General features: G+C 29.1%; 15 protein-coding genes. 7 read left to right on the forward strand and 8 right to left on the reverse strand.

Annotated features, from left to right (window positions below; genetic code table 11):
- Positions 1 to 7: 7 nt before the first annotated feature.
- The 4 genes from C4S76_RS00350 to fmt all read right to left on the reverse strand — a co-directional run bounded on the left by C4S76_RS00350 (position 8) and on the right by fmt (position 4,785).
- On the reverse strand, positions 8 to 1,321 hold the full coding sequence (locus C4S76_RS00350) for a M16 family metallopeptidase (protein WP_105191548.1): 1,314 nt from the start codon (positions 1,319 to 1,321) through the stop codon (positions 8 to 10).
- A 56-nt stretch (positions 1,322 to 1,377) separates the two neighbouring features.
- Entirely contained in the window at positions 1,378 to 2,190 is an 813-nt protein-coding gene (locus C4S76_RS00355) for an HAD family hydrolase (protein WP_105191550.1), read from the reverse strand.
- Position 2,191: 1 nt separating this feature from the next.
- Entirely contained in the window at positions 2,192 to 3,649 is a 1,458-nt protein-coding gene (locus C4S76_RS00360; RefSeq protein ID WP_181044002.1) for a phosphoethanolamine transferase, read from the reverse strand.
- Positions 3,650 to 3,822: 173 nt separating this feature from the next.
- Complete coding sequence (gene fmt, locus C4S76_RS00365) at positions 3,823 to 4,785, reverse strand: methionyl-tRNA formyltransferase (protein ID WP_221404959.1); 963 nt, start codon at positions 4,783 to 4,785, stop codon at positions 3,823 to 3,825.
- Between the two features lie 165 nt (positions 4,786 to 4,950).
- On the opposite strand from fmt, the gene rplU reads away from it, so the two are divergent.
- Both rplU and rpmA read left to right on the forward strand, forming a co-directional pair.
- Positions 4,951 to 5,349 carry a 50S ribosomal protein L21 gene (gene rplU, locus C4S76_RS00370; RefSeq protein WP_105191727.1) on the forward strand — a complete coding sequence of 133 codons (399 nt, stop codon included), beginning with the start codon at positions 4,951 to 4,953 and terminating at the stop codon, positions 5,347 to 5,349.
- A gap of 23 nt (positions 5,350 to 5,372) precedes the next feature.
- Complete coding sequence (gene rpmA, locus C4S76_RS00375; RefSeq protein ID WP_105191554.1) at positions 5,373 to 5,639, forward strand: 50S ribosomal protein L27; 267 nt, start codon at positions 5,373 to 5,375, stop codon at positions 5,637 to 5,639.
- Between the two features lie 75 nt (positions 5,640 to 5,714).
- On the opposite strand, the gene C4S76_RS00380 is transcribed toward rpmA, so the two are convergent.
- The 4 genes from C4S76_RS00380 to C4S76_RS00395 form a co-directional block, all read right to left on the reverse strand.
- On the reverse strand, positions 5,715 to 6,248 hold the full coding sequence (locus C4S76_RS00380; RefSeq protein ID WP_105191556.1) for a hypothetical protein: 534 nt from the start codon (positions 6,246 to 6,248) through the stop codon (positions 5,715 to 5,717).
- Entirely contained in the window at positions 6,245 to 7,015 is a 771-nt protein-coding gene (locus C4S76_RS00385; protein WP_105191557.1) for a TatD family hydrolase, read from the reverse strand. The genes C4S76_RS00380 and C4S76_RS00385 overlap by 4 nt, the downstream gene beginning before the upstream one ends.
- Positions 7,016 to 7,106: 91 nt before the next feature.
- Positions 7,107 to 8,102, reverse strand: a complete 996-nt coding sequence (locus C4S76_RS00390; RefSeq protein WP_105191559.1) for a GSCFA domain-containing protein — start codon at positions 8,100 to 8,102, stop codon at positions 7,107 to 7,109.
- An 8-nt stretch (positions 8,103 to 8,110) separates the two neighbouring features.
- Positions 8,111 to 9,082: a polyprenyl synthetase family protein gene (locus C4S76_RS00395; protein ID WP_105191561.1), complete on the reverse strand. Its 972-nt coding sequence runs from the start codon at positions 9,080 to 9,082 to the stop codon at positions 8,111 to 8,113.
- Positions 9,083 to 9,247: 165 nt separating this feature from the next.
- Here C4S76_RS00395 and C4S76_RS00400 point away from each other — a divergent pair, with 165 nt between their 5' ends.
- From C4S76_RS00400 to C4S76_RS00420, 5 genes are all read left to right on the forward strand, one after another.
- On the forward strand, positions 9,248 to 10,699 hold the full coding sequence (locus C4S76_RS00400; RefSeq protein WP_105191729.1) for an ATP-binding cassette domain-containing protein: 1,452 nt from the start codon (positions 9,248 to 9,250) through the stop codon (positions 10,697 to 10,699).
- A 677-nt stretch (positions 10,700 to 11,376) separates the two neighbouring features.
- Positions 11,377 to 12,867 carry a 2-isopropylmalate synthase gene (locus C4S76_RS00405; protein ID WP_105191731.1) on the forward strand — a complete coding sequence of 497 codons (1,491 nt, stop codon included), beginning with the start codon at positions 11,377 to 11,379 and terminating at the stop codon, positions 12,865 to 12,867.
- A gap of 54 nt (positions 12,868 to 12,921) precedes the next feature.
- On the forward strand, positions 12,922 to 14,316 hold the full coding sequence (gene leuC, locus C4S76_RS00410) for a 3-isopropylmalate dehydratase large subunit (protein ID WP_105191563.1): 1,395 nt from the start codon (positions 12,922 to 12,924) through the stop codon (positions 14,314 to 14,316).
- A gap of 18 nt (positions 14,317 to 14,334) precedes the next feature.
- Positions 14,335 to 14,931, forward strand: a complete 597-nt coding sequence (leuD, locus tag C4S76_RS00415) for a 3-isopropylmalate dehydratase small subunit (protein WP_105191565.1) — start codon at positions 14,335 to 14,337, stop codon at positions 14,929 to 14,931.
- 52 nt (positions 14,932 to 14,983) lie between these two features.
- Positions 14,984 to 16,492, forward strand: a complete 1,509-nt coding sequence (locus tag C4S76_RS00420) for an alpha-isopropylmalate synthase regulatory domain-containing protein (RefSeq protein ID WP_105191567.1) — start codon at positions 14,984 to 14,986, stop codon at positions 16,490 to 16,492.
- Positions 16,493 to 16,507 lie beyond the last annotated feature (15 nt).

Here is a 16,507-nt window from a genome sequence, read left to right on the forward strand (position 1 = left end):
AGAGGTTTTATGGTTTTTTTTCTGGCATTACAGTTAATCGTACTCTTTGGTTTTCATTCAAATACTGATTTGCTACTCTTTTCACATCGTCAATAGTAATGCTTCTATAAATCTCAATTGCGGAATTAATTAAATTCGTATCATGATAAAATAAATAATAATTTGATAAACTTTCTGCTACACCCTCTACTGTGGAATTGGCATCAATAAAATCCTTTTCTAATTTATTTATTTGTATATCTAATTCTTTTTGAGTAATTCCATTCTTTTTAAGATTTTCTATTTCTTCGTCAATAGCTCCGCCTAATTGATCTATAGTAACTCCTAAATTTGTAAGTCCTAAAACAAGGAACACTCCATAATCTTCTAAAGGCCATAAAAATGAACCTGTATACATTGCCAATTGTTTTTTATTCTGAACATTTTTTACAATTCTTGACGATTCTCCGTTGGATAGTATATTACCAATAATGGTAAGAACATAGGCATCTTTATCTGTTTGTTTTGGAGTTCTATATCCTAAAATTAAAGCTGGAACCTGTGCATTTCTATCTTCTGTATCGACTATTATTTCTTTGGTAATCGGCATTTCTTCTATCGCTGGTCTTATTATTTTCTCTTTTCCACGTGGAATTGATCCAAAATAATCATTTATCATTTTTTTAGTCTGCTCTAAATCAATATCTCCAGCTATAGTTAATACCGCATTATCGGGAACATAAAAAGTTTTATAAAAATGAACGTAATCTTCTTCAGATGCAGCGTCTAAATCTTCCATAGATCCTATCACAGACCAATGATATGGATGAGTTGGAAAAAGGTCATTCCATAAAATTCTAGTGATGGCATCTGAGTAGGGTTGGTTATCAATTCGTAATCTTTTTTCTTCTTTGACCACCTTTCTTTGAGTTTCAATTCCTTCTTTATCAACCTTAGCATGAAGCATTCTTTCACTTTCCAGCCATAAACCAAGACCTAACTGATTAGAAGGTAATATTTCATAATAGTAAGTTCTGTCTTGCTTTGTATTTGCATTATTTTGTCCTCCTGCTTTGTTTATATACTGAAAAAATTCTCCTCTTTTTATATTCTCTGAACCTTCAAATAATAAATGTTCAAAAAAATGTGCAAATCCGGTTCTATCGGGTTTTTCATTTTTACTTCCTACATGGTAAGAGACAGAAATTGCAACTACGGGATTACTATTATCTTTATGAAGAATTACATGCAAACCGTTGGAAAGATCATATTCTTCAAATTTTATTTGTTGAGAAAACATAAAACCTGTCAACAATATAAATGGTAATATAATTTTTTTCATTTTAAAAAATTAATTTCTAAAAGTAGAAATATTGTTTGAATTTTTTTATTCTATTTTTACTTATTTTTCTGTTCTATTATATCTTTTAGTATTTTTAATACCCCATCTTCATCATTGGAAGATGCAAGAAAACGAGCCTTCTCCTTTAATAATGGGTGTGCATTATCCATAGCAAAACTGTAATAACCATTACTCATCATTTCTATGTCATTTAAATAATCTCCAAAAACCATAGTTTCTTCTTTTGACACTTGTAATATATTTTGGATTTTTTTTAATGCATATCCTTTATTTGAATTTTTAACAGATATATCAACCCAATGCTTTCCTGATATTACGACCTGAAATTTATCCTTCAAATATCCCACATGAGGAAAAATATTATCTTCAGAACTTTCAGGATTATAAATAGCAATTTTTACAATTTGGTCACTTATAGGTTTTAGGAAATCTGAAACAAGTTCTCTTAGCGGATAATAAGGAGCTATATGTTCTTCAAATTCTGGTTTAGATTCTTCTATATAAGCACTTTTTACACCACATAAAATAAGCTCTGTGTTGGGTATCAAACGAATAATTTTGACAACTTCCTTTATAATTTTCGGATCTATTTCCTGCACAAACTGTTGTTTTCCTTGATAAACTACATTTCCTCCGTTTTCTGCAATAAAATAAATATCATTCTGTATTTCTTTAAAAATATTAAAAAGACTTTCATATTGTCTTCCACTTGCAATTGCAAATGAAATTCCTAATGTTTTTATCTGGTTATAAATATCAAAAAATAATGGATTTAAGGTATAATCTGAATGAAGTAAGGTACCATCCATATCTGTAACTATCAGTTTTACATTTTTATAATTTTTCATATTAGTTTTTTATATCTTTAAACCTATAAGATTTCCCATCTACATGGAAAATAAATTCTCCTTCAGACTTACCCCATTTTTTCACTTTTTCAGATATTGAATATCCCATAAAGTCAGACAATATATAAATGAGGTTCGAGTTATTTAGATAACCAGAAGGAGAACGGTATTCTTCTACTGTTTTTTTCATATTATTCATTTCAATGGTATTATTGGAAGACATGATAAGAGGAACTTTAAATTGTACATTTCCTTCAGATAAAAAACCATGTCCTTTTCCTATTACCTCTCCATGATCTGAAAAATAACACATAATTGACAACCCCTTCTGTTGTTTCATCATATCATATACCCTTTTAATATATCTGTCTGTGTTATGAATTGTTCTATCATATTTAGCCACTACATCATTCCCAGGTAAATATTTTGCATCTTTGGTGTCAAAATTATCATATGGCATATGATTACCCCGAACATGCAGTATAAATAATTGCTTTTTATTATTTACAATTGCTTTTTCCATCATTGGAATCAAAATCCAGTCTCCTACATCTTTATGATTTAACAATTTACTTATATTACTCGTTTTTGCAATCATTGAAGTTTCTGTATTGTGCCATCCAATAACAGTACCACTTACAGAAAACCATACAGTCTCATATCCTGCATTTTTTGCCAATTCTACTATATTTTTGTATTTAAATAAGGATTCCTGATTATTTGGAGTAGCAAAGGACAGTGTATTCCTAAGTGATAATAAAGTAATGGGTGCAGGAGAAATTACATTTTTAAAAAAGATCAAAGATTGATTATTAGATAATTCTGTAAGTAATGGGGTAGTGTCTTTTTCATAATCATATAAAGAGTAATGGGTTGAAAGAGAGCTTTCCCCTATAATTAAAAATATTTTTTCCGGAGTTTTTTTATTTTTATCTAAGATAATTCCTTGTGGCATTATTCTATTTCCTTTCACATATTCGTTAATCTGATCTATTTCTTTAGAATTTTCTCTTACCAATGCTATATCTCGAAATATTAATGGAAATTTACCTATTGCTAATGAAAATTGTTTAAAAACTGAATTTTTGTTAAATACAGATGTCCTTGAAAAAAATAGTAAACACCCTATAACTATCAAGGGAACAAATGTCCATTTTAAGGATACTGATTTCAACTCTTTTACTGATAAATACGTAAATACTGAAAAAAATGCTATTACTAAAAACATTTTTATATAAATACTTTCTAAAAGTCCAATAACTTCTTTTTTATTCGTTGTAAGTATAGCTGCTACATTTGATGGCTGGATTGAAGTATTATATATTAAATAATACCCTATATCAAAACCCAGCCATAAGGCTATTAATATTAGTAAAGGTATTTTAATAAAATTGGAAACTTTAGATATAAAAATAAAAAAAGTAAGAACTAAAATAACATTGCTAACTGTATAAATCAAAATTGTTATGGTATTATTTGTATAAGCTATATTCTTAGTTAGCAAATAACACATTATAAATAAAAAAAGAATATAGAATATAGTAAACTTAAATTTCAACAAAAAATTTTTTGTTTTATTTTGAGGCATGTTTTAAATGATTAAAAAATTTGTTATTTATAATCGTTCTCATTCTATTTTACAAATAAATTATGTTTTTGTGTCAATCCATTTATAAAATCTGAAATACTCATTCTTTTTTTTCCTTCTAATTGAACTTCACCAGGAAAATAAAATCCATTATTTGCGGCAATTTTAAAAGTTTTGTTGCCCTCTACAATAACAGTTCCAATGGGTAAGATATGTTTTTCTAATTTATAATGACCTTTATAAATTTTAAGGATTTTAGAATGATCATTAATTATTAAATTTGTGAATGCTACCGGATAAGGACTTAATCCTCTGATTAAATTATGTACTTTTTCTAATGGTTCATTCCATTGTATCAAACAATCTTCTTTGAATATTTTAGGGGCATATTTATATTCTATACCCTCCTCATAAGTTTGTTTTTGTGGTTTTAAATTACCTGTTGAGATTCCTTCTAAAGTTTTTACTACCAAATTTTTCCCTATTTCTTGTAACTTATCATGTAAGGTTCCTGCATCTTCATTATCTTTGATTTGGGTTTTTTCCTGAAGTAAAATTTCTCCTGTGTCAATTTTATCATCAATAAAAAAAGTGGTTACTCCAGATTCTTTATCTCCGTTTATTATTGCAAAATTAATTGGAGATGCTCCCCTATATTGAGGCAATAAAGAAGCATGTAAATTAAAAGTACCTAACTTAGGCATTGACCAAATCTCTTTAGGCAATAAACGAAAAGCAACTACTACTATTACATCTGGATTTAATTCTTTTAACTGATTTACAAAAACTGGATCTTTCATTTTCGGAGGTTGTAATAAATTCAGTTGGTGTTTTACTGCATATTTTTTAACTGCAGATTCAGCTATTTTCTGTCCTCTTCCTGCAGGTTTATCTGGAGTTGTAACAACTCCGACCACATTAAATCCTGATTTTACAATTTCATCTAGAGGAGCTACCGCAAATTCAGGTGTTCCCATATAGATTATTTTTAATTTATTTTTTATCATAAAAAATATTTATAAAAAATTTTAGCTTTACAAATGTAAACATTGTTAATGCTGTTTTTTGTATTTATATATATTTTTTCATCTTTCTATATTATATTATTTAATACTAGAATATTAAAAAAAATCACTATATTTGCAGTCCAAAAAATAAAAAACGAATATTTTATGTACGCAATTGTAGAGATAGCAGGGCTTCAATACAAAGTTGAGCAAGACCAAAAATTGTTCGTAAACCGTTTAAAAGCTAATATAGGTGAAGAAGTAACATTCGACAAGGTATTATTAACTGATAATGGTTCTGTAACAGTTGGCGCCCCGGTTATAGATGGAGTGACAGTAGTCGCTAAAGTTCTAGATCAGGTAAAAGGAGACAAAGTAATTGTTTTCAAAAAGAAAAGAAGAAAAGGATACAAAGTAAAAAATGGTCACAGACAACAATTTACTCAAATACAAATTGTATCTATAGGAGGAAGTACTGCAGCTCCTAAAAAAACTGCAAAAAAAGCAACTCCTAAAAAAGATAAAGAAGTTGTAAAAAACGAAGAAGTAAAAACAGAAGATTAATCTAATAAAAAAGAAATTATAGCATGGCACACAAAAAAGGAGTAGGTAGCTCCAAAAACGGTAGAGAATCACACTCCAAAAGATTAGGAGTAAAGATTTTCGGGGGTCAGGAAGCCAAAGCAGGTAACATCTTAGTTAGACAAAGAGGAACTACCCACCACCCAGGCGATAATGTAGGAATGGGTAAAGACCATACTTTGTTTGCTCTTATAGATGGAGTTGTAGTTTTTAGAAAAAAACAAAATAATCGTTCTTATGTTTCCATACAGCCTAATGAGGCTCAGGCATAATTAGAATCTGTTTTGTAAAAAATAATAAAGTCCGATATGTGTATTATCGGACTTTTTTATTGATTTTAATTCTCTTTACAAATTCACTTTTTTCTTAATTAAATTAAAAGTATCGTTGCTATTATCTGCTTCATAATAATAGACAGAATCTCCTTTTCTAAATATCATATTTTCTAAATATTCATCTGATATATAATTACAAAAAGTAGGAAATAAAAAAGTAGGAATCATTACCTCCCATTTCCCTTTTGACAAAGAATAAGTAGTCATCATAAAGGTACACCCATGATTAGGTGGTGAATAAATGGTAATTTTATCTCCTGAAATGTTATTTAACGATCCTTCATTTATTAAAACAGAATAATCTTTATCACATTTAAATAAAAGAGATGGAATGGATAGATCTGAAAAAACCACAGATAAAATCCATTCTTTTTCATCAAATATACCATTCTCTACTATTTGTAACTTTGCAGTTTCAAATTTTCCATCTCCATTAAAATCGCCTTTAATTTCTTTACCTACTTTTATAATTTTTGTTTCTTTTACATTTTGGGAATAACTTATAGAAACAGTCATAACCAATAAAATAAAAAATAAAAATTTCATAACTTAAAAACTTTCAGAGCATTTTCAGAAGTAATCCTTCCTATCTCTTCAGGAATAACCTCATAAATATCAGAAAGTTTATCTGCTACAGATTGTATATATGCAGATTCATTCCTTTTCCCACGATAGGGAACCGGGGCTAAATAGGGTGAATCTGTCTCTAATACAATATGTTGTAACGGAATTTCTTTTAAAAACTTATCTATTTTACCATTTTTAAAAGTCACAACCCCTCCTATTCCTAAATAAAATCCTAATTGGATAAATTCTTTTGCTTGTTCCAAAGTTCCAGTAAAACAATGAAGAATTCCATATAAATCTGGAGATTTTTCTTGTCTTAAAATATTCAGAGTTTCTTCAAATGCTTCTCTTACATGAATTACAATAGGAAGTTTATATTGCTTGGCCCATTGTATTTGTTTTTTAAAAGCATATAGTTGAATTTCTAATGTTGAGGTATCCCAATATAAATCCAATCCAATTTCCCCTATAGCGGCAAAACTTTCTTCACTCAACTTTTCTTTTACAAAGAATAATTCTTTTTCATAAGTATCCGGTTTAACATCACAAGGATGTAGCCCTATCATAAGAAACATTTTTTGTGGATATTTATTTTTTAATTCTACCATCTTAGGATAGTATGAAGAATCTATGGATGGTAGATAAAATCGATCAACTCCTGCATTTATTGCTCTTAAAATCATTTCATCTCGATCTGTATCAAATTGTTCTGAATATAAGTGAGTATGAGTATCTATTAATTTCATTAAGTAAAATATATATTTATTGTGGATTATTATTGCTACTTATAAAGTATTGTTGAAATTTTATATATAACGAAAAATACCAATAGTTCACTTAATAAGAATCCTGCATCCTTTTTTTCAACTCCAATATTTCTTGCCTAAAAGATGTTTGTGGTAATAATTCTTCTACTTCCTGTATATCTTTTAAAATACTGTATAAAAATTTTTTATATGCAATGGTATGTGGATTAAAAGGTTTATGTTTCAATGCCTGAATAATTTTTTCTACTTTTTTCATTAAAGGCAAAACTTCTTCTGAAATATATGCTTCTTTAAATTTGTTCCATATATATTCTATAGCAAATTTATTGGGATGAATTAAATCTTCTTTATAGAACCTATAATCTCTAAGATCATCTAATAAAAACTCATAAGATGGAAAATATTCACAATTTTCATAAGTTTCAACTACTGAATGAATTGCACAAAGTAAACGAGATTTACTTAGATTATTTTCAATTATTCCATCACTAATATGTCGAACAGGACTAAGGGTAAAAATAATTTTCATTCCTTTTTTTCCTAGGTCTTTTAACATCTCTATAATATTTTTGAGAGAAGTTTTAATTTGATGTTCGGCCAATAGTATTTTTGAAAATTGTGAATTAGGTATTTTATGACAATTTGCTACAACTAAATCAAATTGTTTTAATTTATAAACATAGGAAGTTCCTAAGGTGATTATTACAAGATCGGTATTTTGCAAAAAATGATTAGCTTTTTGAATATTCTTGTTAATCTGACTAAGAATTTTTTCTGATGATACATTATTAAATGATGAATGATGATCCCAACTCAAATAAAGTTCTTCATGTTTATAAATTTCTGCCGGTTGGTATTCTTCATTTGAGTATATTCGCATTAATGCATTCTCAATAGCTAAGGGATGAAATAATATACCAAAAGGATTATGTAATACAGAAAATTTGTAACGGGATAACTTTTCTGCTATTTCTGTCACAAAACAAGAACCTATTGTAAATACATTACTAGAATAATCTAATTTAATAGAATTAGGTTTATAAAATAATTCTGTTCTAAATACCATTATTTTATTTAACTTTCTCTTAATAATAAATAATCTATTAACTCAAAAAAAGACTGTTTTTTTTCTGAGGATACTTTTACTTTATTTAAATATTCCTTAGCTTGATTTGTATAGCTATCCACTAATTCTAAACACATCTTATCTACCTCTAGTTCTTTAAATATATTTATTACCTCATTTACTTTAGTATCACTATCATCTTTTATAGAAAACCAATAATTTAGTTTTTCTATTTGTTTTTCATCTCCTCTTTTTAAAGCTAAAAAAAACAAAATGGTTTTTTTATTTTCATAAATATCTCCTGCATGTTTTTTACCTACCATTCTTTCATTTCCAAAAACGTCTAAATAATCATCCATTAATTGAAAAGCTATTCCTAAATATTTCCCAAATTCATATAAATTATCTGAATTTTCTTTATCCGTTTTAGCAATAATTGCTCCCATTTTAATTGCACAAGCACATAAAACAGCTGTTTTACCTGTAATCATATGAATATATTCTTCGAAGGAAATTTCCTTCCGAGTTTCAAAATTCATATCATATTGTTGACCTTCACAAACTTCTAAAGCTGTTTTTGAGAATAATTCAAAACAAGGTTTAAATAAGCTAGGCTCCAAATCTTCAAGCATTTGAAAAGATTTAACAAATAAAGCATCTCCAGATAAAATTGCTGTATTTTCATTATATTTTACATGAACAGTTTTTTTATTTCTTCTTAATGGAGCCTGATCCATAATATCATCGTGTATCAAAGAAAAATTATGAAAAAATTCAATTCCTAATGCAGGTTTTATTGCTTTTTCTATATCTTCTCTAAATAAATTATATGCCATTAATAATATTACAGGTCTTAGTCGTTTTCCACCTAAATGTAAGATATATTTCATAGGTTCATACAACTCAGAAGGCTCTCCATCAGGGATAAAATTATTAATAGATTGACTAATTATATTTTGATATTTTTCTAAAAAACTCATAATTAACAAAGGTAATACTTTTCATTCTTAATATAAACCTAAGAATTAGTTTTATACTTTTTTAAATATACTTATTTAAATATGCTTAGTACATTTGTAAAGAATACTGTTCAAATATTAATTCATGTTAATCCGATATATAATTTTTCCCTTAAAAATTTATCTATGAATAAAAAAATCATTAAAATAGAAAATGTAATACCGAGAATGGATTATTTCCAATTTCAACATCCTATAAATTGGACAATTAATAAAAATGAACATTGGGCAATTATAGGACCTAATGGTTCAGGAAAATCACTACTTATAGACATTCTTATAGGAAAACATGCATTAAAAGATGGCGTGATAATTTGTTTGGATGAAAATGATTTGCAAAAACCTATAAAAGATTTTATAAAATTTGTAGCTTTTCGTGATATATATTCTTTAACTGATTTCCAAAACGGATATTACCAACAACGATGGAATATTGGGCTGGAAGAAGATATACCTATTGTAAAAAATATTCTTTTTAAAGAAAGGAATCAAGAATGGATAAATTATTTAATTTCAATATTTAAGATAACTGATTTACTTGAAAAAAAAATTAATTTACTTTCTAGTGGAGAATTACGTAAATTTTTAATAGTCCGCTCTTTATCTACTAAACCCAGAATTTTAATTTTGGATAATCCATTTATAGGATTAGATAAAAGTTCAAGAAAAATTTTACAAAAAGTACTTACAGACTTAGCTAAGATAGATAATTTACAAATTATCATTATTGCCTCAGATATTCACGATATTCCACCAATAATTACCCATATACTTCCCATAAAAAACAAAAAATTACTCCCCTATTCTTTAAAATCTGATTTTTTATTAAATTATAATTTACACAAAAGTCTATTTCAATCTAAAATTAATGAATCTCTTCTTCCTCATCTATCTAATAAAAATGAAAAAAATGATTTTAAATATGCTTTACTTTTAAAAGATATTACTATATGTTATGGAACACGTACAATTCTCAAAAATTTATCCTGGAAGGTGAAGAAAGGCGAAAAATGGGCATTGCTGGGTCCAAATGGCTCAGGAAAATCAACCCTTTTAAGTTTAATTGCTGCAGACAATCCGCAAGCCTATGCTAATGATATTACATTGTTTGATCGAAAAAGAGGAACCGGAGAAAGCATATGGGATATAAAAAAACACATAGGATATATATCTCCTGAAATGCATTTATATTATCATAAAAATGTAAATTGTCTTGATGTGGTTGGATCAGGATTCTTCGATACCATTGGACTTTATAAAAAATGCAAGGAAAATCAAAAAATCACTGCCTTAAAATGGATGAAGATATTTGGAATAGAAAATCTGAAAAATACTTCTTTCCTATCAATATCTACGGGCGAACAACGGTTGGTTCTTTTAGCCAGAGTATTTGTAAAAGATCCTTCTTTAATTATTTTAGATGAACCTTTACATGGTCTTGATATGGAAAATAAACAACAAATAAAAAAATTAATAGAAAAATTCTGCACCGCAAATAAAGCATTAATATATGTAACACATTATAAGGATGAAATACCAAGTATTATAAATAAAGTAATTACCCTATCAAAACAGTAACAAAATTTTTTCCCTAAATCAAAAAATTGCTTTATTGATAATGTTTTATTGGCATTGTATATATAAAATGTGTAGGAGACCAACTTGCTCCTAATGGTAATCCGATAAATAAAAGTATACAATATAGTTTAAATTATTTATAACAAAATAAATTACAAAACATTAATTAATCATTACCCCAATATATATTAATTACAAATTCTCTAACAAAACAAATATAAAATAATACATTTCTTAGAATTTTTTAAATTATACATATCTTATGAATGATTTTTTAAACTTTATCATACTATAAAAATATATTTTTGAATAATCTTTAAAAAAACATGAAATATAAAAACTATTTTTATTATATAATTTTTATATTAAATAAAATTATATCATTTAATCAATAAATCACAGCTTTTGTACTTATAAAAATTGATAAGGCAAAACATTTTTATTATTTTTTATTTGTTTTTTATAAAAAATGTCATAATTTAGCAATCGAAATAAAAAAACAAACCAATACAATAGCCAATGTCATTATTTACTAACATTATCAGCATTATTCTGATTCTGGGACAATCTCAGAGTGAGTAAATGCTTATGTTATAAATGATCCAAAATATAAAAAAGCCTTTCTCACTTAACTGAGAAGGCTTTTTTGTTTTAATATTAAAAAAATGAATCATAAAATGGAGAAATTATTTATTTTTGATACTACTTTAAGAGATGGAGAGCAAGTACCAGGATGTCAATTAAATACAATTGAAAAAATAGAGATAGCCAAAGCATTGGAGGAACTGGGTGTAGATGTTATTGAAGCCGGATTTCCGGTTTCAAGTCCGGGTGATTTTAATTCTGTGGTAGAAATATCAAAAGCTGTTACATGGCCAACCATATGTGCATTGACAAGAGCTGTAGAAAAGGATATTGAAATTGCAGCAGAAGCTTTGAAACATGCAAAGAAAAAAAGAATACATACAGGAATTGGGACTTCTGATTTCCATATTAAATATAAATTTAATTCCACTCAGGATGAAATTATAAAACGTGCTGTTGATGCAACCACTTATGCTAAAAAGTTTGTGGAAGATGTTGAATTTTATGCAGAAGATGCCGGAAGAACAGACAATGAATATTTAGCAAAAGTAGTTCAGGCTGTGGTCAATGCCGGCGCTACCGTAGTTAATATACCGGACACTACAGGGTATTGCTTACCTACTGAATATGCAGAAAAAATCAAATATTTAATAGATCATGTAGACATGAAAAATGCTATTCTTTCTACACATTGCCATCAAGATTTAGGAATGGCAACAGCTAATTCACTTATGGGTGTAATAAATGGGGCCCGTCAAGTAGAAGTAACTATAAATGGTATTGGAGAAAGAGCCGGTAATACTTCATTAGAAGAAGTTGTAATGGCAATAAAAAGCCACAAAGAATTAAACATAGAGACCAATATAAATACGCAAAAAATATATCCATTAAGTAAAATGGTTTCTAATTTAATGAACATGCCCATACAACCCAATAAAGCGATAGTAGGTAGAAATGCATTTGCACACTCTTCCGGAATTCATCAAGACGGCGTTTTAAAAAATCTTTCCACCTACGAAATTATAGACCCGAAAGAAGTTGGAATCAACGATAATTCTATCGTTCTCACAGCTCGTAGTGGTAGACATGCCTTAAAAAGCAGATTAGACCTACTAGGAATTAAAGTAAATGCTGATAAATTATCAGAAATTTATGAGAAATTCCTAGTGTTGGCAGACACCAAAAAAGATATTAATAATGATGATTTATTAATTTTAGCAGGTAAAGAAGTAGGAAAATCCAACCGTATTAAACTTGATTATCTACAAGTTAACTCAGGCATTGGAATAAAATGTGTAGCAGTAGTAACTTTAGATATTTCCGGAGAAAAGTTCACAGCCACTTCATTCGGAAATGGCCCTGTAGATGCTGCCATCAAAGCTGTAAGAGAAATAGTAAAAAGACAAATAAATATTCAAGAATTTTTAATTCAAGCAATCAATAAAGGTAGTGATGATTTCGGAAAAGTACATATGCAAGTCGAATATAAAGGAATAAATTACTACGGATTTTCTGCAAATACAGACATAGTCGTAGCCTCTGTTGAGTCATTTATTGATGCAATGAACAAATTTCCAGTATAAAAATACCAGTTAATAACAAAATAAAAACATAATTTATACAAACCGATACAGAATATGAAAACATTATTTGATAAAATTTGGGATGCCCATACAGTAACGGCAATACAAAATGGTCCTACCCAATTGTATATAGATAGGCATTTCTGCCATGAGGTTACTAGTCCTCAAGCTTTTAATGGACTTAGAGAAAGAAAGTTAAAAGTATTTAGACCCAACCAGACAACCTTAACGGCAGATCATAATACTCCAACCTGCAATCAAGACCAACCAGTAAAAGATCCTATATCTAGAAAACAATTAGACACATTATCTAAAAATGCAGAAGAATTTGGACTTACACTTTATGCTCTTGGAAATAAAAGAAATGGTGTTGTACATATTATTGGACCAGAAAACGGATATACTCAACCCGGAATGACCATTGTTTGTGGTGATAGTCACACTTCTACCCATGGTGCATTTGGAGCTATTGCCTTTGGAATAGGAACCAGTGAAGTAGAAATGGTTCTAGCGACCCAATGTATCCTTCAAAGTAGACCTAAAACGATGAGAATTACTTTTAATGGTAAATTAAGTAACGGAGTTACAGCCAAAGACTTAGCTTTATTCATGATTTCGCAATTGACTACAGGAGGAGCTACCGGATACTTTGTAGAATATGCAGGAGAAGCTATCCGTAATTTAAACATGGAACAAAGGATGACTCTTTGCAACTTAAGTATAGAAATGGGAGCCCGTGGTGGATTAATTGCACCTGATGAAGCTACTTTTGAATATCTTAAAGGAAAAGATTTTTCTCCTAAAGGCGAAAAATGGGATAAGGCAGTAGAGTATTGGAAAACCCTTAAAACCGATGAAGGAGCAAAATTTGATAAAGAATATATTTTTGATGCTTCAAAAATAGAACCTATGGTTACCTACGGAACTAATCCAGGAATGGGAGTTTTCATAACCGGAACTATACCTACCCTGGAAGGATTAGATGAAACCGGAAAAATTTCATTTAAAAAATCATTAGAATATATGGGATTTAATCCGGGAGAAAAAATGGAAGGTAAACCAATAGATTATGTCTTCTTAGGAAGCTGTACCAATGGTAGAATAGAAGATTTTAGAACCTTTGCTAATTTTGTAAAAGGAAAGAAAAAAGCAAATAATGTTACGGTTTGGTTAGTTCCTGGAAGTCATCGCGTAGAACAGCAACTCCGAGATGAAGGACTTTATAAAATATTGGAAGATGCCGGTTTCGAAGTTCGCCAACCCGGATGTTCTGCTTGCCTAGCCATGAATGATGATAAAGTTCCTACCGGAAAATATGCTGTTTCCACAACTAATAGAAATTTTGAAGGAAGACAAGGGCCTGGTGCCAGAACTATATTGGCCAGCCCTTTAGTTGCTGCTGCAGCGGCTATCACCGGTAAAATTACTGACCCAAGAAAACTTAATTAATCAAGAAAAAAATTAAACATGGAAAAATTTCAAACCATAACATCAACTTGTATTCCTCTCCCTATAGAAAACGTAGATACAGATCAAATAATACCTGCACGTTTTCTAAAAGCTACAGATAAAGAAGGATTTGGAAATAATCTTTTTGCGGATTGGAGATATGATAAAGAAGGAAATCCTAAACCGGACTTTGTGTTAAACAATTCAACTTATAAAGGTACTATTTTAGTAGCCGGAAAAAATTTTGGAAGTGGTTCCAGTCGTGAACATGCTGCCTGGGCAGTAGCTGGATATGGATTTCGAGCTGTAGTTTCCAGCTATTTTGCAGATATTTTTAAAAATAATTCTCTAAATAACGGACTTCTTCCCGTAGTAGTAACTCCCAATTTTTTGTCAGAACTTTTTGAATGTATACATACCAATCCTGAAAATACTATTACAATTAATCTGGAAAAACAAACCATTACCAATAATGCAACAGGAAATTCAGAAAGTTTCGAAATTAATTCATATAAAAAAGAATGTCTTTTAAATGGTTTAGATGACATAGATTACCTATTATCTAAAAAAGATAAAATTGAAGAATATGAAAAAAATCGCATTTTTCAATATTAATAATTTATTAATACTACATTAATAAAAATTAAATTAAACTTAAACTATAATTATGTTAGAAATTATGGATACCACCCTGCGCGATGGAGAACAAACTTCAGGGGTTTCGTTTTCAACGCAGGAAAAACTTAGTGTAACCCGTCTCCTTATAGACATGGGGGTAAATAGATTGGAAATTGCCTCAGCTAAAGTTTCTGAAGGAGAATTTCTAACAATCAAAAAGATTGCAGAATGGGCAAAAGTAGCAGGACACCTAGATAAATTAGAAATACTCGGTTTTGTAGATAAAGGAATATCTTTAAACTGGATTGAAAATACCGGCTGCAAAACTATAAATTTACTTACAAAAGGATCTTTAAAACACGTTACATTACAATTACGAAAAACACCGGAACAACATTTAAAAGACATTAAATATGATATATTTCTTGCGCAATCCAAAGGAATTTCTGTAAACATGTATTTAGAAGATTGGTCAAACGGAATGCTTAATTCTCCCGATTATGTATATTACATGTTAGACAATCTTAAAGACTTACCTATAAAACGTTTCATGCTACCCGATACCTTAGGAATATTAAACCCAAATAATACTAAAGAATTTTGCACACAAATATTAACCCGATACCCTAAAAATCATTTTGATTTTCATGCTCACAACGACTATGATTTGGCTGTAGCTAATGTAATGTCTGCAGTAGAAGCTGGAATTCAGGGAATTCATGTTACAATGAATGGTTTGGGAGAAAGAGCAGGAAATGCTCCCCTACCCAGTGTTATTGCTGTTCTTCATGATCAAATGAAAATCAAAACCACTATAAATGAAAAAATGCTTAATAAAGTCAGCAGAGTAGTGGAAACTTATTCCGGACAAACTATATCTTCTAATCAACCCGTTATAGGAGAAAATGTTTTTACCCAAACTGCAGGAATTCATGCAGATGGAGATAATAAAAATAATCTTTATTATAATGATCTTCATCCCGACAGATTTGGCCGCATAAGAGAATATGCCTTGGGAAAATTATCAGGAAAAGCCAATATTAAAAAGAATATAGAAGCATTAGGAATTGAGTTAGACGAAAAAGACATGATCAAAGTTACCAATAGGGTCATAGAATTGGGAGACAGAAAAGAAATTATTACTCAAGAAGATTTACCTTTTATTATTTCCGATGTATTAAATTCTAACGAAAATGAAAAAAAAGTAAAAATACTATCCTATGCTTTGGTTTTAAGTAAAGGGCTTCATCCTACGGCCTCATTAAGGATGGAAATAGACAAAAAAATTTTTGAACAAACAGCTTCAGGAGATGGACAATATGATGCTTTTTTTCAGGCAATCAGCCTAATATATGATAAACTTAATAAAACTAAACCGATTTTAACTAATTATAGAGTGATCATTCCTCTAGGGGGACAAACCGATGCATTAGTTCAAACTGTAATTTCCTGGAAATTTCATGAAAATGAATTTAAAACCCGTGGATTAGATGCTGATCAGATAGAAGCAGCTATAAAAGCCACTGAAAAAATGTTGAATTTAATAGAAAGTATGTAATAAATATATATATAT

Origin of the sequence: Apibacter adventoris (assembly GCF_002964965.1) — a bacterium.
In the GTDB taxonomy this organism is placed as follows: domain Bacteria; phylum Bacteroidota; class Bacteroidia; order Flavobacteriales; family Weeksellaceae; genus Apibacter; species Apibacter adventoris.